The 18,866-nt window shown below is 61.9% G+C and carries 16 protein-coding genes; 5 read left to right on the top strand and 11 right to left on the bottom strand.

Annotation, left to right across the window (positions count from 1 at the left end; genetic code table 11):
• Positions 1-51: 51 nt before the first annotated feature.
• Complete coding sequence (locus E2N92_RS08890) at positions 52-423, bottom strand: hypothetical protein (protein WP_220680835.1); 372 nt, start codon at positions 421-423, stop codon at positions 52-54.
• Between the two features lie 218 nt (positions 424-641).
• Between E2N92_RS08890 and E2N92_RS08885 the strand changes: the two genes are divergently transcribed.
• Both E2N92_RS08885 and E2N92_RS08880 read left to right on the top strand, forming a co-directional pair.
• Positions 642-2,639: a methyl-accepting chemotaxis protein gene (locus E2N92_RS08885; RefSeq protein ID WP_220680834.1), complete on the top strand. Its 1,998-nt coding sequence runs from the start codon at positions 642-644 to the stop codon at positions 2,637-2,639.
• Positions 2,640-2,649: 10 nt separating this feature from the next.
• Positions 2,650-3,129 carry a chemotaxis protein CheW gene (locus E2N92_RS08880; protein WP_220680833.1) on the top strand — a complete coding sequence of 160 codons (480 nt, stop codon included), beginning with the start codon at positions 2,650-2,652 and terminating at the stop codon, positions 3,127-3,129.
• 341 nt (positions 3,130-3,470) lie between these two features.
• On the opposite strand, the gene thsA is transcribed toward E2N92_RS08880, so the two are convergent.
• Together thsA and E2N92_RS08870 are read right to left on the bottom strand one after the other, a co-directional pair.
• On the bottom strand, positions 3,471-5,120 hold the full coding sequence (gene thsA, locus E2N92_RS08875; protein WP_220680832.1) for a thermosome subunit alpha: 1,650 nt from the start codon (positions 5,118-5,120) through the stop codon (positions 3,471-3,473).
• A gap of 60 nt (positions 5,121-5,180) precedes the next feature.
• A complete protein-coding gene (locus E2N92_RS08870; RefSeq protein WP_220680831.1) occupies positions 5,181-6,089 on the bottom strand; it encodes a transcriptional regulator in 909 nt (302 codons plus the stop codon).
• A gap of 51 nt (positions 6,090-6,140) precedes the next feature.
• On the opposite strand from E2N92_RS08870, the gene E2N92_RS08865 reads away from it, so the two are divergent.
• Entirely contained in the window at positions 6,141-7,382 is a 1,242-nt protein-coding gene (locus E2N92_RS08865; protein WP_220680830.1) for a tRNA(Ile)(2)-agmatinylcytidine synthase, read from the top strand.
• A 246-nt stretch (positions 7,383-7,628) separates the two neighbouring features.
• Here the strand turns inward: E2N92_RS08865 and E2N92_RS08860 are convergent, their stop codons facing one another.
• The 5 genes from E2N92_RS08860 to E2N92_RS08840 form a co-directional block, all read right to left on the bottom strand.
• Complete coding sequence (locus E2N92_RS08860) at positions 7,629-9,437, bottom strand: aldehyde ferredoxin oxidoreductase family protein (RefSeq protein WP_220680829.1); 1,809 nt, start codon at positions 9,435-9,437, stop codon at positions 7,629-7,631.
• Positions 9,437-9,925 (bottom strand): 4Fe-4S dicluster domain-containing protein, encoded by a 489-nt coding sequence (locus tag E2N92_RS08855; protein WP_220680828.1) that lies wholly within the window; start codon positions 9,923-9,925, stop codon positions 9,437-9,439. Before E2N92_RS08855 ends, E2N92_RS08860 begins: the two co-directional genes overlap by 1 nt.
• 78 nt (positions 9,926-10,003) lie before the next feature.
• Positions 10,004-10,780 (bottom strand): 2Fe-2S iron-sulfur cluster-binding protein, encoded by a 777-nt coding sequence (locus E2N92_RS08850; protein WP_220680827.1) that lies wholly within the window; start codon positions 10,778-10,780, stop codon positions 10,004-10,006.
• 1 nt (position 10,781) lies between these two features.
• On the bottom strand, positions 10,782-12,647 hold the full coding sequence (locus tag E2N92_RS08845) for an NADH-ubiquinone oxidoreductase-F iron-sulfur binding region domain-containing protein (RefSeq protein ID WP_220680826.1): 1,866 nt from the start codon (positions 12,645-12,647) through the stop codon (positions 10,782-10,784).
• On the bottom strand, positions 12,631-13,116 hold the full coding sequence (locus E2N92_RS08840) for an NADH-quinone oxidoreductase subunit NuoE family protein (protein WP_220680825.1): 486 nt from the start codon (positions 13,114-13,116) through the stop codon (positions 12,631-12,633). The genes E2N92_RS08845 and E2N92_RS08840 overlap by 17 nt, the downstream gene beginning before the upstream one ends.
• A gap of 175 nt (positions 13,117-13,291) precedes the next feature.
• Here E2N92_RS08840 and npdG point away from each other — a divergent pair, with 175 nt between their 5' ends.
• Positions 13,292-13,939, top strand: coding sequence for an NADPH-dependent F420 reductase (npdG, locus tag E2N92_RS08835; RefSeq protein WP_220680824.1), 648 nt, complete (start codon positions 13,292-13,294; stop codon positions 13,937-13,939).
• A 442-nt stretch (positions 13,940-14,381) separates the two neighbouring features.
• Positions 14,382-15,530 (top strand): iron-containing alcohol dehydrogenase, encoded by a 1,149-nt coding sequence (locus E2N92_RS08830; RefSeq protein ID WP_220680823.1) that lies wholly within the window; start codon positions 14,382-14,384, stop codon positions 15,528-15,530.
• 102 nt (positions 15,531-15,632) lie between these two features.
• Here the strand turns inward: E2N92_RS08830 and E2N92_RS08825 are convergent, their stop codons facing one another.
• The 3 genes from E2N92_RS08825 to E2N92_RS08815 all read right to left on the bottom strand — a co-directional run bounded on the left by E2N92_RS08825 (position 15,633) and on the right by E2N92_RS08815 (position 18,866).
• Positions 15,633-17,441 carry an aldehyde ferredoxin oxidoreductase family protein gene (locus tag E2N92_RS08825; RefSeq protein WP_220680822.1) on the bottom strand — a complete coding sequence of 603 codons (1,809 nt, stop codon included), beginning with the start codon at positions 17,439-17,441 and terminating at the stop codon, positions 15,633-15,635.
• Positions 17,441-17,929, bottom strand: coding sequence for a 4Fe-4S dicluster domain-containing protein (locus E2N92_RS08820; RefSeq protein ID WP_220680821.1), 489 nt, complete (start codon positions 17,927-17,929; stop codon positions 17,441-17,443). The genes E2N92_RS08825 and E2N92_RS08820 overlap by 1 nt, the downstream gene beginning before the upstream one ends.
• Before the next feature lie 172 nt (positions 17,930-18,101).
• A complete protein-coding gene (locus E2N92_RS08815; RefSeq protein ID WP_220680820.1) occupies positions 18,102-18,866 on the bottom strand; it encodes a 2Fe-2S iron-sulfur cluster-binding protein in 765 nt (254 codons plus the stop codon).

Raw genomic sequence — 18,866 nt, 5'->3', positions numbered from 1 at the left:
TCTCAGGAATCCGATACAGGCGACCCCGAACTGCCGGATGGAAGAATGGAATCAGACCTCTTCCTCCTCGATCGGACACTGGCCGATATATTCCAGATTGAACTTGTAAAAATGCGTGTACCCGCAGTTGTGGCACCGCGTCGTGAACTGGTTGCACCCGACGATCAGGTCGTGTGGTCCCTCGACGCCGCAGTTCTTGCAGGGGGCCGTCGGTTCAAGGTGCCAGACCTCATAGCAACTGATCGGTGTGTACGCCCCCTCGGCCCCGACCTCCTCCACCCTCGGGAGAAAGATCCTGGTGGCCCCACAGTTCGCACACACCACCTGGGCCTGCGACGAGACCGCCTTGATCACCTGGTCGGCCTCCTCATGACAGTGGTAACAGACGGTCCGGTGCTTCGTGAAGATAAACCGCTCGCCCATGCTCTCTACTCAGAGAGACGCTATATATAACTACCCTCCAATCTACAGGGCCAAATAATTCATATAAAGTTTTTAATGCGACAATAAAGGACATAATTCAGCAATTATCAAAAAAATATATCAAATGGATTTTTGATTGAATCCAAAGTTATATTTATAAGTTGATTGAATCGATCAAAGGAAATCATCAATCATGAACAATGGAGGGTGCAGAAGAAATGAGCGAACAGAACCACGACAAAATCGAAACAATCCTGGAAAAAGCCCTTGATGGGGACTATTCCGTCAGAGTCAACGAAGACTTCCTCACCGACGATTTCAAACCGCTCGCCAGGATGGTCAACAAGGTCATCAGAATCATGGGCGAGAGGGAAGAGGAGAGAAAAGACCTCGAGAAACTGAAAAGGCGCGCCGAGGCATTCGTCAAATTCAATCCCCAGGCCATCGCCGTCCTCGCCGGCGACAAACACCGGCTCGACCTGAACAAAGAGTACGAGCGGGCATGGCGCGGTTCCTATGAAGAACTGATGGCCAAGAAACTCTACGACTTCAACATCAAAACCAGCGGCGACGATTTCTACGCCTCGTTCGAGACTAAAGAACGCGCCGTCTCCGACATGGAGATCTCCTGGGAGGACAACACCAGAACCTACCTCCGCCTCTTCCAGGTCCCCATCCTCGACGAGGACGGGGAGATCGACGTCAATTACTACATCTACCAGGACCTCACCGAGCAGAAGGAAGAACTCAAGAAGATCGAGGGCCTCCAGAAGCGGGCGGACGCCTTTGTCAAGCAGAACCCACAGGCTATCGCCGTCCTCGCTGGCGACAAGCACCGTCTCGACCTGAACAAGGAGTACGAACGCGTCTGGCGCGGCTCCTACGAAGAACTGATGGCCAAGAAGCTCTACGACTTCAACATCAAGACCAGCGGCGACGACTTCTACGCCTCGTTCGAGACCAGGAAACTCGCGATCTCGGACATGGAGATCTCCTGGGAGGACAACACCAAGACCTATCTCCGTCTCTTCCAACTCCCCATCCTCAACGACGACGGCGAGATCGACGTCAATTACTATATCTACCAGGACAACACCGAACTGGTCGAAAAGGAACAAGATCTCCATGTGAAGGCCAGAACCCTCGCCGAGAGCGCGGAGGCGTTTAAGATGGCGTTGGGCGAGATGGCCAGAGGCGACCTCACGTTCATCACCGAGATCAAAGACGACGATCCTCTCAAAGACCTCAAGCTCAACTACCGCCAATCCAGGGACGCGATCAAAGAGGCGCTCAAGACGATCGCCGCCCTCGGGATCAAAGTCGAGGCGAGTTCCCAGGAAAGCGGGCGCAATGCCGAGGACATCTCCCGGGCGATCGAACAGGTCGCCGGAAAGAGTCAGCAGACCGCCGACGACGCCAAGGCCCAGCTCGAGAACCTCGAAGAAGTCGCCAGGGCGATGGCCGACCTCTCGGCCTCGATCGAGGAGATCGCCAGCACCTCCCAGGAAGTGCTTAAAGGAACCGAGACCGCCGTCCGGACCGGAGACGAGGCCGAAGAGATCGGTCGACAGGCCGCGCTGAAGATGGAGGAGGTCGAAAAGATTACCCAGAAGGGCGTCGAGGAATTCAGACAGTTGAAGGAGGAGATGAACGAGATCTCCAAGATCGTCAAACTCATCAATGACATCTCCAACCAGACCAACCTCCTCGCGCTCAACGCCGCGATCGAAGCCGCACGGGCCGGCGAGCACGGCCGCGGCTTTGCCGTCGTCGCGGGCGAGGTGAGGAACCTTGCCGGCGAGTCGAAGAACGCCACCAACCACATCGAAGAACTCATCGGGAACATCCAGGCCAAGAGCGAAGAGACCGCCAAGGATCTCGGGGCTTCCTTCGACGCGATCACGGCCGGGATCGAGAGTGTCAACAGGACCGTCGAGGCCCTCGCCCGGATCGTCGCCGCATCCAGAGAGGCACACGCGAGCGTCTCCGAGATCGCCCGGGCGACCGACGATCAGGCCTCCTCCACCAACGGCGTGATGGAGCGGATGGACACCACGACGAGGATGACCAAAGAGACGATGTCCATGATCGAGGACATGGCGGCGCTGGCCGAGGAGGTCTCGGCTTCGGCCGAAGAGGTCGGAAGCGGTGCCATGGAGGTGGCCGGAATGGCAGGCGAGATGAAGAAGAGTCTTGAAGGGTTCAAGTTAGCGTAAGGTGAAAGGTGTGGCACAGATAGACGTTGTCGAGTTCGAAGTGGCAGAGGAACGGTACGCCCTCGACATCTCGCTCGCCCGCGAGATCGTCGAGATGGTCCCGATCACGCCGGTACCCAGATCCCCTCCCCATATCGCCGGGATCATCAACCTTCGTGGTGAGATCACGACCGTAATGGCACTCAGCACCATCCTCGGCATCCCTGAATCCAGGGAGCAGGAACGGCAGAAGATCATCATCCTCGTCCCCGAGGCGGCCGGTGGAGCCAATGTCGGCGTGATCGTCGACGACGTCCTCTCGGTGATGCAGATCTCGGAGGACGAGGTCGAACAGGTGGACGAGTCGCTCTCAAAGGACGCCCATGTGAAGGGGATCATCAAGGTCAGCGAGAAGGCGCAGGAGAAGGACGAGGACGAGGGCAAGAAGAACCTCATCATCTGGGTCGATATGGAGAAGATCCTGGAAGATATAACCGGGGTCTCGGTCTAATCTTTTTTTGGCCTTGTAGAGATCTTCACCTTTTCTGGGTGCGAGTGCGATTCAACCCCCTTCCTCCATCTTCTCGCCGGGGGCTCTGTCCCCGGCACCGAGTTTAGGAAGGTGTGATGGAATGATAAGACGTGCCGCCCCCATCGCAGAATTTTTATCGCTGTCTCGCGCCGGGGGTTTCACCCCCGGACCCACAGGAAGGCGACGGAGTGGGAAGACAGAGAGGAGATCATGAAGAGGACGGTGTCGTTCCTGACGCGTCACCTGGAGGCGTACAGAAACACAACGAGAAAATAGATGGTGCCCGGGTTCCGGGCATCTGCAGTATAATATTTTCAGGCTCACATCGGGGGCATGCCGCCCATGCCACCCATACCGCCGCCCATGGCCGCCATCTCCTCGGGCGAGGGGCCGGCAGACTTGGCGGATGCGATGACGTCGTCGATCCTGAGGATCATCACGGCGGCCTCAGCAGCCGAGGAGATCGCCTGGGTCTTGACACGCAGGGGCTCGACAACGCCCTTGGCCTCCATGTCGTCGGCCTTGCCGGTGTAGACATCGAGCCCGGCGGTCTTCTGGCCCTTCTCGTGGGCTGCACGGAGGTCGACCAGGGTGTCGATGGGATCGAGCCCGGCGTTCTCGGCCAGGGTCCTCGGGATGATCTCGAGGGCGTTGGCGAAGGCCTCGATGGCGAGCTGGGCCCTGCCACCGACGGTCGCCGCGTACTCGCGGAGTCTGAGGGAGAGCTCGATCTCGGGCGAACCGCCGCCGACGACAAACTTCTTGTCGCGGATGGCAACCTCGACGACCCTGAGAGCATCCTCGATCGCACGGTCGAGTTCGTCGACGACGTGCTCGGTGCCACCCTTGATGATCATGGAGACGGCCTTGGGGTTCTTGCACTTCTTGACGAAGATCATGTCCTCGCCGGAGACCTTCTGCTCCTCGACGAGCCCGGCGTAGCCGAGTTCCTCAGGGGCGATGGCGTCGATGGAGGAGACCAGGGACGCACCGGTCGCACGGGCGAGCTTCTCCATGTCTGACTTCTTGACACGGCGGACCGCGAAGACGCCGGACTTGGCGAGGTAGTGCTGGGCGATGTCGTCGATACCCTTCTGGCAGAAGAGGACGTTCGCACCGGAGGCGACGATCTTGTCGACGATGTTCCTGATCATCCGCTCTTCCTCGTCGAGGAACATCTGGAGCTGGTCAGGGCTCGTGATGTTGATCTCGGCGTCGACCTCGGTCTTCTTGAACTCGACCGCGGCGTTGAGCAGGAGGATCTTGGCCTCTTCGACCTTCTTGGGCATCGCGGGGTGGACACGCTCCTTGTCGATGAGCATGCCCTCGACAATCTCAGAGTCCTCAATGGACCCGCCGACCTTCTTCTCGACCTTGACGTAGTCGGTGTCGACGGTGCCGTCCTCGTCGGCGACCATGGTGACGGCCCTGACGACGAGGTCACAGAGCTTCTCCTTGGCGGCCTCGGCGCCCTTGCCGGTCATGGCGGTGCCCGCGATCTTCTTGAGGATCTCCTCGTCGCCGGTCTCGACCTCGATGGCAATCTCGTTGAGGAGCTCGATGGCCTTCTCGGAGGCCTTGCGGTAACCCTGAGCGATGACGGTGGGGTGGACGTCCTGCTCGAGGAGGTCTTCCGCACGCTTGAGGAGTTCGCCGGCCACGACAACGGCGGTGGTGGTACCGTCGCCGACCTCGTCGTCCTGGGTCTTGGCGACTTCGACCATCATCTTGGCGGCCGGGTGTTCGATGTCCATCTCTTTGAGGATGGTCACGCCGTCGTTGGTGATGACGACATCCCCGATGGTGTCCACGAGCATCTTGTCCATGCCACGGGGACCAAGGGTCGTCCGAACGGCGCTGGATACGGCCTTAGCGGCGGCGATGTTGATACTCTGCGCGTCCCTCCCGCGAGTGCGGGAGCTGCCTTCCTTCAGAACAAGGATCGGTTGTCCTCCCAGTTGTTGCGACATCTCAAATCACCATATAATGTAGTGCTAAAATAGATGGTTTGTAGTTCTATATAAAATTTTTCAGGGCGAGATCAGGTCAATGAGGTCGGAACCATCCTCCAGGGGATGCAAGTGCTCCTCTCCGACAACCAGCGTTCTTCCAATCCGTTTTTTCTTCTTGTAGTCGGAGATGACGCACATCGCGTAGGCCCCCGCGATCTGCGAGATGTTTCCGATAAGGGCGGCGCGCTTGACGGTCTTCTGTGCCGTCCCGTAGCAGGTGAAGATCGTCTCGGTCTCCACCAGGGCCAGGGCCTGGAAGGGGGCCCGGCGCATCTGATGGACCTCAATCCCCATCCGTTCAAAGTCGTCCGGGACTCCGCCGGCCCGGGGTTCATCGGTCTGCCCCGCCGGGATATAGGAGAGGAGATCGATCGCCTCGATCACCGCCTCGTCGAAGAGTTCCTCGAGCTGCACCGCCACCTCAAGGGTGGTGTTCATCCCGTCCTCGTACTTGGAGATGGTCCGGCGGGAGACCCCGAGGTATCGTGCGAGGTCTCCGAGGGAGAACTGGTGCTGTTCACGCAGCCCCTTGAGCATATCACCGTTGACGTTCACGTACAGCCCACCGGGCTGGGCGTAGATGAGGGGAGGCACTTCGTCGACCAGGTAGTCGTACAGGGTGGCCGGGCTGATCGCGTAGATCCCGTAGCGCACATAGACGGTCCCGCGTTCGAGGTCGGCGTCCCTGGCCCGCTCGCCCACGATCATCGGGGAGGCGTTGAGGTGGCGTGCGATGGCATCCAGGTCCCGCGAGATCTCCTCGGTGACCGAGTCGATGTGCGAGACGACTTTCAGAACCATAAGAACGTCCCCTCTGCCTGCGATGAGATCGAACGACCGGGGCCTGAGGCTACAGCGTTCGGAGACCTCGAAGCCCGCCGTCAACATCACGCTGACGACCATATCAAGGAGACGTCCCTGCGACATGTTACTCGTTAAAGGTGGATATAGTACGACGCCCTAATAAATAATCGCTTCATGCTCATCGGTATCGACGACACCGACTCGCCCGCCGGGATGTGCACGACCTACCTGGGGGCCGTGCTGGTCAGGAAACTTGAAGGTGCGGGGGTCGGGGTCACGGAGACCAGGCTGGTCAGGCTCAACCCGAACGCTCCCCACAAGACGAGAGGGAACGCCGCGGTCTGTATCAGGGCCGAAGGGGATCCCGAGACGGCGTTCTCGATCGCCGAAGCGCTGGTGGACGACCTCGCCGATCTCTCCTGCGAGAACACCAACCCCGGCCTGGTGGTCGCCGGGGAGGCGCCGCCGCCGCAGTTCTACTGGCAGGCGGTGCGGGACTTCTGCACCGTCTCGGAGGCGCGGGAGGTCCTCGACGAAGTCGGGGCGCTCGCACGCGGGTGGAAGAACTGCCGGGGCCTGATCGGGGCGACGGCCGCGATCGCAAGCGTATTGCCCGACCGGACGTACGAACTCCTGGCCTACCGCTCCGCCGACCGCTTCGGCACGCCCCGAAGGGTGGAGCGCGCCTCGGTCTTCGCGGCCGAGGCGGCGACCTGGCCACACACCTGGGACTCGGTCGACCGGAAGAACCGGGTCGTCGTCTGCGTCCCTCACACGCCCGACCCGGTGCTCTACGGGATCAGGGGCGAGAGTCCGACCTGGGTGAAGGCGGCGGGCGGACGGATCATCTCGGAGGGGGCGGCCCTCGCACAGATCTGGGTCACGAACCAGGGGACCGACGCCCACCTCGTCCCCGGGACGATCGGCGCTCTCCTCGACGGCCGGTCGTATGGTGTGGAGGCCACGGTCGCGGAGCGGGCGACGACCGGCGAGGGCGGGCACGTCGAGATCGCGGTCCGCGACGACGATGAGATACTCAGGTGCATGGCCTACGAACCGACGAAGGGCTTCCGCGACGTGGTGCGGGCCCTGGTCCCCGGCGACCGGGTCGTCGTCTGCGGGAGCTACAAACACGGGAGCCTCAACCTGGAGAAGATCCAGATCAGGGAGACGGCGGAGGACGTTCGCTATCGCCCGCCCCTCTGTCCGGACTGCGGGAAGCGGATGACCTCGGCCGGACGGGAGAAGGGCTACAAGTGCCGCCGTTGCGGGGCGAGGGCGGCGGAGCCCGAGCCTGTCGTCTCCCAGAGAGTGATCGGCCCCGGGTGGTACGAGGTGCCGTCGACGGCGCGACGTCACCTCTCGAAGCCGCTGGTGCGCGGTGAACCGGGGTTGCGGGAGGATGAGTTCGACTGATCCCGTACGCTGTGTAACTCCCCCCTCACCGGGGGAGATCCCCTGCGCCTTCCTCTGTGAGGATGGAAGCGTGACGGCAGATCATCGACAAAAGAGGGGACTGCGCTTCCTCGATCCGCCGAAATGCCGCCCCCTGTCTATCGCTACCGGGGGCCCGGGGGCAGCGCCCCCGGCGCGAGCATGAGGCAACTGCGTATGTTTGAGCCCGGGGTTCATGCCCGATTCAACAGACCAAAAAAAAGATTTTCAGATCATCTTCGCCAGCCCGAGTTCTTCCAGTTTCTCCTGCGTTGGAACCCCTTTCTCGTCCCAGCCGCGGACCTTGTAGTACTGAGGCAGCATCTCGGGCACCCTGCTGACCTGGCCCTTCGCCGGCCCCCGCGGGATCGGTTCGTTGAGCAGTCTGGGCGGGAGGGTGTCGTCCGCGGCGGTGTAGCCGTTCTTGATATTGAAGATCCGCTCCATATTCCAGATCTTCTCCCCGATCGCCATGATCCGCTCGGGCGTGTAGTCGACCCCCGTAGTCGCCTTCAGTTCGGCGGCGATCTCGTCGGCACCGATCGCAAACGAAGAGAAGAGACAGGTGCCCGATGAGGAGAGCGCCGCGGTGAGGTCCTGGAAGATCTTGAGGATCTCCGCCTTCCCCTCGGTGACCGCCGGGTCCAGCTTCATCGGGAGGCCCAGCACCTCGGGAGAGATCGTGTAGCCCCGGACATGGCAGCCGCCGCGGTTGGAGGTCGCGTATTCCAGACCGATCCCCTGGATCGCTCGTGGATCGTAGGCCGGCATCTCCTGCTTCTTGACACTCATCGAGAGTTCGGGGTGGCCGTACTTCTCGCCCAGACGGTACGAGCCCAGTGCCAGGTCGTTGCCGAACCCCTCGCGGTAGGCGGTGGCCCGCGTCAGTTCGACCAGCGCCTCCGAACTCCCGAACCTGACCTCGAGACCGTTCTGCATCGGATCGATCGCCCCGATATCGGCGAGTTCCATCGCACAGGCGATCGTCGAGCCCATCGAGATGGTGTCCATCCCGAGTTCGTTGCAGAGGAAGTTCGCCTTCAGGACGGCATCCATATCGGCGATCCCACAGTCCGCGCCGAACGACCATGCCGACTCGTACTCCGGCCCCTCGCCGACCTCCTGGTATCGTCCGTGGGCCTTCGCCACCCGGCCGCACCCGACCACACAGCTCCCGCAGCCCTTGCCGTGAACCAGGTGCTCGCCGGTGAGCGTCTCTCCCGAGATCTTGTTGGCCTCGTCGAAGTAGGCCTCGCGCCAGTTGTTCGTCGGGAACGCCCCGACTTCGTTGATGATGTTGACCAGGACGTTGCTCCCATAGGTCGGCAGGCCCTGGGAGGTGACCGGGTTCTCGGCGATCTTCTTCCTCGCGTCCCTGATGATCGAGAGGAACTCGTTCTTGTCGGCGACCTTGATCCCCTGCGTGCCACGGACGGCGATGGCCTTGAGGTTCTTCGCGCCCATCACCGCACCGATCCCTGTCCTTCCGGCGGCACGGTGCTTGTCGTTCATGATGTTCGCGAAGAGAACCAGGTTCTCCCCGGCCGGGCCGATACAGGCCACCTCGGCCTCGGGGTCGGTCTCGATCCGCAGGGCGTCGTCGGTCTCGTAGACGGTCTTGCCCCAGAGGTGCGAGGCGTCCCTGATCTCGACGGCGGCATTGTTGATCCAGATATACACCGGCTTTGCGGCCTTCCCCTCAAAGATGATCAGGTCGTAGCCCGCGTACTTCACCTCGGCACCGAAGTACCCGCCCGAGTTGGACGAAGCCAGAGTATCGTTGAGCGGGGCCTTGGCAACGACATCATAGCGCCCGGTCGAGACGCCCATCGTCCCGGTCAGCGGACCGGTCGCGAAGATGAGTTTGTTCTCCGGCGAGAGGGCGTCCACCGTCGGGTCGACCTCCTCCATAAAGTACTTCTCGCCAAGTCCCCTGGACCCGATGAACTCCTCGGCAAACGCCTTTTTCAGTGCCTCTTTCCTGACTGTGCCCGCACCAAGGTCGATACGGAGCACCGTCCCCATCCAGCCGTACATCAGATCTCCACCTCCGAGATACCGGCGGCAATCTTTGCCGAGAACGCCTTCTTCCGCCGGATCGTCGCCGTGTCTGCCGGCAGGTACTCGATGGCGTTCGTCGGGCAGAACTCAACGCACATCGGACTGCCGCCACAGTGGTCGCATTTCAACGGTTGTTTCTCCGCCATGCTGTACGAGATGTTGCCGAAGGGACAGGCCATCACGCACATCCGGCACCCGATGCACTTCGACGCAATGACATTGACCATCCCGGTCTCGGTGTCCTTTTCCAGGGCGCCGGTGGGGCACCCGGCCACACACGCCGGTTTGTCGCACTGCAGACAGGTCATCGGGACGTTCACCCCGGCCTCGAACCGGTGGACCGAGATCCTCGATACCGCCGGTCGAAACTCTTCTTCATGCCCGAGCGAGCATGCCAGTTCGCATGTCCCGCAGCCGATACACCGGTCAGGCGTGATCAGCAGCAGGTGCTCAGTTTTTTCCATTTTCTTCCCCCCTTGATAGTCCCACGATCCATACACTCTGATTTATTCGTTCCCATCCCGGCGCCCACACCGGAAGGGTCATTCCTTCTTCTTCTCCTCGCGCGACCCCACGCCGGCCCCGACCTCCCGCGCCTCGGCGATCCGCCGGCACCTGGGACAGAGGAGGCGCAGGCCCTTCATCTCGTACCCCGGTTCCACCGCCTCGATCTGCTCCCGCGTCGCAAACAAATCCCCGCAGACCTCACAGGCGACCAGGTCGAAGGTCCGTCCCCAGATCGTCCTGGTGCCCGCCTCCTCGTCCTCGACGACCCGGATCGCTCCTGTCGGGCAGACCTCGGCACAGGCCGCACACCCCCGACAGTCGGCGGTCGGTTCTCTGAAGGGCGTGTTCACCTCCTTCTCCCATCCGCGCCCGACAAAACCGAGACAGTTCCCGAGGTCGGCGCAGGCCCGCACACACCGGCCGCACCTGATACAGAGGTCGGGTTCTCCCCCCGGCGCGAAGCGTTCGTCCAGGGGTTCGACGCCGTATTCCTCGGCGAGTTGCTGGAGGACCGGCGAGTGGGGCGAGCGGGTGAGGAGAAGTTTGAGCACGAAGGCGCGGGCCTCGCGGACCGCGGGCGTGTTAGTGTTGATCTCGACCGACCGCTTGATCGGGTACATGCACGAGATGACCAGTTTGCTCCGGCCGAGTTCGGTCACATCCACCTGGCAGAGGCGGCAGTTGCCGTCCGGCGGCAGGCCTTCGTGATAACAGAGGGTCGGCACCTCGATGCCCAGGGCACGCGCCGCCTCCAGGGCGGTCGTCCCCTTCTCGACCTCGGTCTTCTGCCCGTCGATCGTCACTTCAACCATCTCACGTCACCTCCCTCACGACCTTGACCGCCCTCACCGGACAGACGTCGATGCACGAACCGCAGGTGATGCACTTCTCCATGTCGATCCGGTGCGTCTGCTTCTTCTCCCCGGTGGCGGCATCGACCGGGCAGACCTTGGCGCAGAGCGTGCATCCAGTGCAGAGTGCGGGGTCGATCTCAAGGGCGTACAGCCCGCTGCATACCCCGGCCCGGCAGAAGCCCTCTTTCTCGTGCTCCTCGTACTCCTCCGGGAACCAGTGCATCGTCGAGAGCACCGGGTTGGCGGCGGTCTTGCCCAGACCGCAGAGTGCGGTGTCACGCACATGCCCGGCAAACTCCCTGAGCAATGCGGTGTCGCCGGGGCGCGCGGTGCCGGACGTGAGACCGTGGAGGAGCGTCTGCATCGCCTTGAGCCCCTCGCGGCAGGGCGTGCACTTGCCGCACGACTCCTCGACCAGGAAATCGATGAAATACTGGGCGACGTTGACCATGCAGGTGTGGTCGTCCATCACGATCATCCCGCCTGACCCCATCATCGATCCGGCCTTGAGCAGTTCATCGAAGTCCACGGGAAGATCGAGTCTCTCTGCCGGCAGACATCCCCCCGACGGTCCGCCGGTCTGCACGGCCTTGAACTCGCGGTCTTTCAGCACCCCACCGCCGATCTCGTAGATCATCGTGCGCAACGGGATGCCCATCGGCACCTCGACAAGGCCGCTGTTCTTGATTTTGCCGACGAGCGAGAAGACCTTGGTCCCCGCGCTGTTCGCGGTGCCCATGCTCCTGAACCAGGCGGCCCCGTGCACCAGGATCTGCGGGATATTCCCCCAGGTCTCGACATTGTTGAGGATCGTCGGCGCCTCCCAGAGGCCCTTCTCGGTCGAACGAATGTACTTGACCCGCGGGACACCTGCTCTCCCCTCGACGGAAGTCATCAGGGCGGTGGACTCGCCGCAGACGAAGGCCCCGCCGCCCCGGAAGATCTCGATATCGAAGTCGAAATTGCTCCCGAGCACCCCCTCACCCAGGAGACCGTACTCGTGCGCCTGCTCGATGGCGCGGGTCAGGTGCCTGACCGCGAGTGGGTACTCGTTCCTGACATAGATGATCCCGCGGCCGGCGCCGACGGCATACCCGCCGATGATCATCCCTTCGATGACGCTGTGCGGGTCGCCCTCCATCAGACTGCGGTCCATGAAGGCGCCGGGATCGCCCTCGTCCCCGTTGGCCACGACGTACTTTTCAGGCGCCTCGACGACGGCGGCCGACTCCCATTTCACGCCGGTCGGGAACCCGCCGCCCCCGCGGCCACGAAGGCCGGAGTCCTTCACGACCCCGACCACCTCTGCCGACGGCATCGAGAGGGCCTTCGCAAGCCCGGCGTACCCCCCTTCACGGATATAATCGTCGATCTCGAAGGGGTTGACATGCCCGGTGTTCTTGAGGACGACCCGGTGCTGGCTTGCATAGAACGGCACCTTCTCTGCGGTCTGGTAGCGCTCCTTCGTCATCGGATCGCGGTACAGCAGGCGCTTGATCACCTCGCCGTTCAGGACCGTCTTCTCGAAGATCTCGGGGACGTCCTCGACCTTCACCTGCTGGTAGAAGATCTTTGCCGGATGGACCACCACCAGCGGCCCCCGCTCGCAGAACCCGTGGCACCCGGTGGAATCGGCCAGGAAGGCGACCCCGATCTCCATACCCCTCTTCCTGGCCTCCTCCTCGAAGGCCTCCCGCACTGCGGCGCTCCCGAAGGCGAGACACCCGGTGCCGGCGCAGATCTGCACCCATGCCGGAGCCCCGCCTCCCTTCGGCGGCAGCGAGGCGCGGTAGGACTCAAGCGCCTCTTTACTCTTCAGCCTCATCCTCACGCTCCTTCTCGATCATCGCCGGGATATCGGCAATCCCCATCTTGCCGTACACCCGTTCGTTCACCACCACCACCGGCGCCATGGCACAGGCCCCGACGCAGTTCACGGTCTGGAGAGTGAACTGTCCGTCCGCGGTGGTCTCGCCGTCCCTGATCCCGAGTGCTCCTTCAACGGCCTCGACCAGTCTGGGCGCCCCGCGGAGATGGCACGCCGTGCCTGCACAGACCTTGATCACCTTCTTCCCCAGCGGAACCAGACTGAGCGCCTTGTAAAATGTGGCGACACTGAAGACCTGGCTCTCAGGGACGCCGAGATAGACGGCGACCTCTTTCATCGACTCGACCGAGAGATAGTTGTACTCGGCCTGGATGTCCTGCAACGCCGCGAGCAGATGCCTGGGATCCCGGGGATAGGCCCCGAGGATCTCCTGCAACGCCGTTTGATCTCCCACGCCTCCGGTCATATCAACCCCCCACGCTACCCTCACCGGGTCTATGGATAGAAAAAACCTTCGAGTGTGGGACTCCAGGCGATATCACCACGAGAAGGAGAGTCGGCAACCGGCACGAGAGGCAGGATCAGATCTCAAAGTCCTTAAGGCGAAAAGCATAAGAGATACAAAAAGGTAGGATGCGGCCATGAAAGTAGGCATTATTGGAGGGACCGGGGGGATCGGACAGGGTATGGCACTGCGGCTCTCGCAGACCCACACCGTCTATATCGGATCGCGCATCGAAGAGAAGGCCCAGGCCGCCTGCGAGCTCTGCGGTTACGCCCTGAAGGTGTTGGGCCTCCCCTTCGACCTGCTCCCGACGACCAACCAGGGGGTCGTGGACGAATCGGAGATCGTCGTCTTCTCGATCCCGGCCGAAAATCTGGAGAGGACGATCGAGGGGCTCACCGGACTGGAGGGCAAGATCGTCATCAGCCTGATGAACCCGATGATCAGGACCGACTTCTTCAAGTACAACCCGCCCGAGGACGGTTCGGCCGCCCTGAAACTTCAGAAACTCCTGCCTGAATCGAAAGTCGTCGCCGCCTTCAACAACATCCCGGCCGGCAAGTGGCAGCAGCTCTCCGAACCCCTCGACTACTCGGTCTGTGTCTGTTCGGACTTCGACGACGCCAAGGAACGGGTCATGGAACTGGTCAACTCGATCTCAGAACTCAAAGCCCTGGACGCCGGGCCTCTTGCAGTCTCGCCGTACATCGAGGCCATCACCCCGCTTGTCATCAACATCGCACGGTTCAGCAAGATGCGGGACGTCGGAGTCTATTTCAAGTAGGCACGGCACTCTTCTTTTTTAATCGAGGGAGAGAGACGACGGGAGGCTCACGACATTCCTCACGATCATCTCTCGGCCCTCCTCCTTCTATCCTGAGAGAGGGCAGGACGCGAGCGCCCGAAGCGAACATAGAGGAAGACAGAACAGTGCAGGTCCAGGCCCCCCTGTACCCCGAGAAGACCATGCCTCCCCAGAAGAGAAAAGACCACACCGACAACATTCAGCCACTCCATACCCCCAAACCAGATCCTTTTCTCCTGAGCCTCAGAACAGAGACCCACAACCCCGGCTGGCAGGAGACAGAGGCCTCAAGAGATTCAGACAGATTTTGAGGAGAAAACCGGAAAATCTCGCAGACCTGGCAAAATCTTTTATGTTCCCAGAGGATCTCTCACCCTCATAGGGCACCCACTGCGGTGCTCCATACGGAGGGGAAAAAGAGATGACATCCACCTTTCTGAACCCGCCGGTCGCCCTCATGGGTGCCGGAGCGGTGAAAGATATCGGGACCTGGGCCAAGATGCTCGGGGCAAAGAAGGCATTCATTGTCTGCGGCATCGGGAAACACGGGAAGGCGCTCGCTGAGGACGTCGGCGCCCTCCTCAAGGACTCGGGCGTCGACTTCGTGATCTACGCCGGCGCCGAGCCCAACCCGACCGACAACGCCGTCCACAAGGGCGCCGAGATGTACAAGAAAGAGGGCTGCGACATGATCGTCGCCGCCGGCGGCGGGTCCCCGATGGACTGTGCCAAGGGCATCGGGATCATTGCCACCAACGGCGGACAGATCTACGACTACGAAGGTGCAGGCCAGGTCGGAAAACCCCTGCCGCCGCTCATCGCCGTCAACACCACTGCGGGTACCGCATCCGAGATGACCAACTTCGCCGTCATCACCGACACCCGTCGGCACGTCAAGATGGCCCTCGTCGACTGGAAGATGACGCCAAAGGTCGCGATCAACGACCCCGAACTGATGGTCAGCATGCCGCCGGCACTCACCGCCGCCACCGGTATGGACGCCCTCACCCACGCTGTCGAGGCCTACGTCTCCACCATCGCCACGCCGACCACCGACGCCGCCGCCCTGATGGCCATCCGCCTCATCGGCAAATGGCTCCGCCCGGCCGTCGCCAACGGCAGCGACATCAAGGCCCGCGACATGATGGCCCACGCCGAGTACCTCGCCGGCATCGCCTTCAACAACGCCAGCCTCGGCTACGTCCACGCCATGGCCCACCAGCTCGGCGGGTTCTACAACCTGCCGCACGGCGTCTGCAACGCTATCCTCCTGCCGCACGTCGAGAAGTTCAACCTCATCGCCGCACCCGAACGTTTCGTCGACATCGCGAAGGCACTCGGTGAGAACGTCGAAGGACTCTCCACCATCGAGGCCGCAAACAAAGCTATCGACGCCATCAGAAGGCTTTCGGCCGACATTGGGATCCCGCCGGGTGTCAAGTCGCTCGGCGCCAAGGAGGAGGACATCCCGACCCTGGCCGAGAACGCCATGAAGGACATCTGCAACCTCACCAACCCGCGTGTCGCGACGAAGGAAGAGGTCATAGAGATTTACAAAGAGGCGATGTGAGAGACCGGTGAGAACCGGACCGAAACCGGAGTATGCAGGAGGAACTGCACCGTCCCGGCCCCTGAAAAAGAGAGAACAGATAAAAAAATGAGAAGGAGGGGCTCAGGCCATGTCGGCCAGGCCGAGCTCCTCAAGCTTCTTCTGCGTCGGGATACCGTCGACGTCCCAACCCCTGATCTCGTAGTAGTGCGGCAGCATCTCGGGCAGGTGGTTGACATTGCCCTTTGCCGGACCGGCCGGGATCGGGTCGTTGAGCAGCCTGGGCGGGAGGGCGTCGTCCTTGCCGGAGTAGCCGTTCTTGACGATGAACATCCGCTCCATGTTGTAGATCCGCTCGCCGATCTCCATGACCTTCTCGGTCGTGAACTCGACGCCGGTGGCGGCCGCGAGTTCGGCGGCGATCTCGTCGGCGCCGATCGCGAACGAGGCGAAGAGACAGGTACCGGAGGCGGAGAGCGCACCGGTGAGGTCCTGGAAGATCTTGAGGATCTCGGGCTTACCTTCGGTGACCGAGGGGTCCATCTTCATCGGGAGGCCGAGGATCTCAGGCGAGATGGTGTAGCCACGGACGTGGCAGCCGCCACGGTTGGAGGTGGCGTACTCCAGGCCGATACCCTGCACGGCACGCGGGTCGTAGGCCGGCATCTCCTGCTTCTTGACGGTCATCGAGAGTTCGGGGTGGCCGTACTTCGTGGCCAGCCTGAAGGAACCCTCGGCGATCTCGTCGCCGAAGCCCTCGCGGTAGGCGGTGGCGCGGGTGATCTCGACCATCGCATCGGCGTTGCCGAACTTGAGGTCGCACCCGGTCTTCTCGCCCTCGAGAGCGCCGATGTCGACAAGTTCCATCGCACAGGCGATGGTCGAGCCCAGGGAGATGGTGTCCATCCCGAGTTCGTTGCAGAGGAAGTTCGCCTTCAGGACGGCGTCCATGTCGTGGATGCCACAGTCGGAGCCGAAGCACCAGGCCGACTCGTACTCGGGCCCTTCACCGATCTCGTTGAACCGGCCCTTGGCCTTGGCGACACGCCCGCACCCGATGACACAGGAGGCGCACCCCTTGTTGTGCAGGAGGTTGTCGCGGCTGAGGGTCTCGCCGGAGATCTTGTCGGCTTCGGGGTCGTAGGCTTCACGCCAGTTCTTCGTCGGGAGCGCACCGGACTCGTTGATGATATTGACCAGGATGTTGGACCCGAAGGTCGGCAGACCCTGGGAGGTGACCGGGTTCTCAGCGATCTTCTTTCTGGCGGCGCGGACGGCGTTGAGGTAGCCTTCCTTATCGGCGACCTTGATCCCGCCGGTGCCGCGGACGGCAAGGGCCTTGAGGTTCTTGGAGCCCATCACCGTACCGATCCCGGTCCTGCCGGCGGCACGGTGCTTGTCGTTCATGATGCAGGCGAAGAGGACGAGCTTCTCGCCGGCGGGGCCGATGCAGGCGACCTCTGCGTCGGGGTCGGTCTCGGCCTTCACGGCGTCGTCGGTCTCGTAGATCGTCTTGCCCCAGAGGTGGGAGGCGTCACGGAGTTCGACAGCGTCGTTGTTGATCCAGAGGTAGACCGGCTTCTCGGCCTTCCCCTCGAAGATGATCAGGTCGTAGCCGGCGTACTTGATCGCCGGGCCGAAGTAGCCGCCGGAATTAGAGGAGGCGAGGGTGTTGTTCAGCGGGCCCTTGGCGACGACGTCGTAGCGCCCGGTGGAGATGCCCATCGTCCCGGTCAGCGGGCCGGTGGCGAAGATGAGCTTGTTCTCGGGGGAGAGCGCGTCCACCGCAGCGTCGACCTCGCTGATGAAGTACTTCTCGCCGAGCCCACGCCCGCCGATGTAGTTCTCTGCGAAGTCCTTGTTGAGGGGTTCCTTCTTGACCGTGCCCTCGGTCAGGTTGACGCGGAGCACCGTTCCAGTCCATCCATACATTATACATTCACCTCCGAGATACCGGCGGCAAGTTTTGCAGCGAACGCCTTCTTCCTCTGCACGGTGGCGGTGTCGGCGGGCAGGTATTCAATGGCGTTTGCCGGGCAGAACTCGGCGCACATCGGGTGGCCGCCGCACTGGTCACACTTCAGGGCCTGCTTTGCAGCAGCGTTGTAGGTGATGTTGCCGAAGGGGCAGGCCATCACGCACATCCGGCACCCGATACACTTGGCGCCGTTGACGCTGACAAGGCCGGTAGCGGGGTCTTTCTCGAGGGCGCCGCTCTTGCACGCAGCAACACAGGCGGGCTTGTCGCACTGCAGACAGGCCATGGGCACGTTCACACCGGCCTCAAATCTGAGGACCGAGATATTCGCGACAGTCGGCTTGAATTCGTCGACATGTCCGATGGAGCATGCCAGTTCGCAGGTCCCACAGCCGATGCACCGCTCAGGGGTGATCAGCAGCAGGTTCTCAGTTTTCTCCATGGTTGTACACTCCTACAGATTGAGGATTAACATATTGTTTATTTAATCATTTCTATGATCAATCGAGATTTTATGAGCGAATATTTAATTTTTAATGATAAATTATGTGAGAATAGTCAACATACCCCGATTAGATCTTGAACAGAGGTGAAGGGGTTTAGTTAACCTTCCTTCAACTCTCTTCGTGCGCTCCCAGGCCAGACGCGACCGCACGCGCCTGCTCGAGTTTGCGGCACCGCTGACAGAGCACGCGCCCGTCCGCCTCCTCGAACTCCTGCCTGGCGGCCTCGAGCTGCTCAGGCGTCGCGAAATGATCGCCGCAACGCTCACAGGCAACGAGGTCGAAGGTCCGGCCCCAGATCGTCCGGGTGAGACCGTCCGTGGTGGCGCGGATCGCACCGGTCGGGCAGACCTGGGCGCAGGAGCCGCAGCCGATACAGGTCTTCGAAGGCTCCTTGAAGGGGGTGTTCACCTCTTTCTCCCAGCCACGCCAGACAAACTCGATGCAGTCGTTGCCGAGGGTGGCGCAGGCCCGGACACACCGACCGCACCTGATACAGAGATCGCTCTCGCCTTCAGGGACGAAGCGTGCGTCCAGGGGCTCGACCCCGTACTCCTCCGCAAGCTGCTGGAGGACCGGGGAGTCGGGCGAGCGGGCGAGGAGGAGCCTCACCACAAAGGCGCGGGCGTCGCGGACCCGTTCGGTGTCGGTCTTGATCTCGACCGGTCCCTTGATCGGGTACATGCACGAGATGACCAGACTGGTGCGGCCGCGGTCGGTGACTTCCACCTGGCAGAGACGGCAGTTGCCGTCGGGCGGCAGACCCTCGTGGTAACAGAGGGTCGGGATCTCGATGCCCAGGGCACGCGCCGCCTCCAGGGCGGTCGTTCCCTTCTCAACCTCAATTTTCTGCCCGTCGATCGTCACTTCAACCAT

It is taken from the genome of Methanofollis formosanus, from assembly GCF_019633745.1.
GTDB lineage: Archaea > Halobacteriota > Methanomicrobia > Methanomicrobiales > Methanofollaceae > Methanofollis > Methanofollis formosanus.
This window is presented reverse-complemented; position numbering and strand designations above follow the sequence as displayed.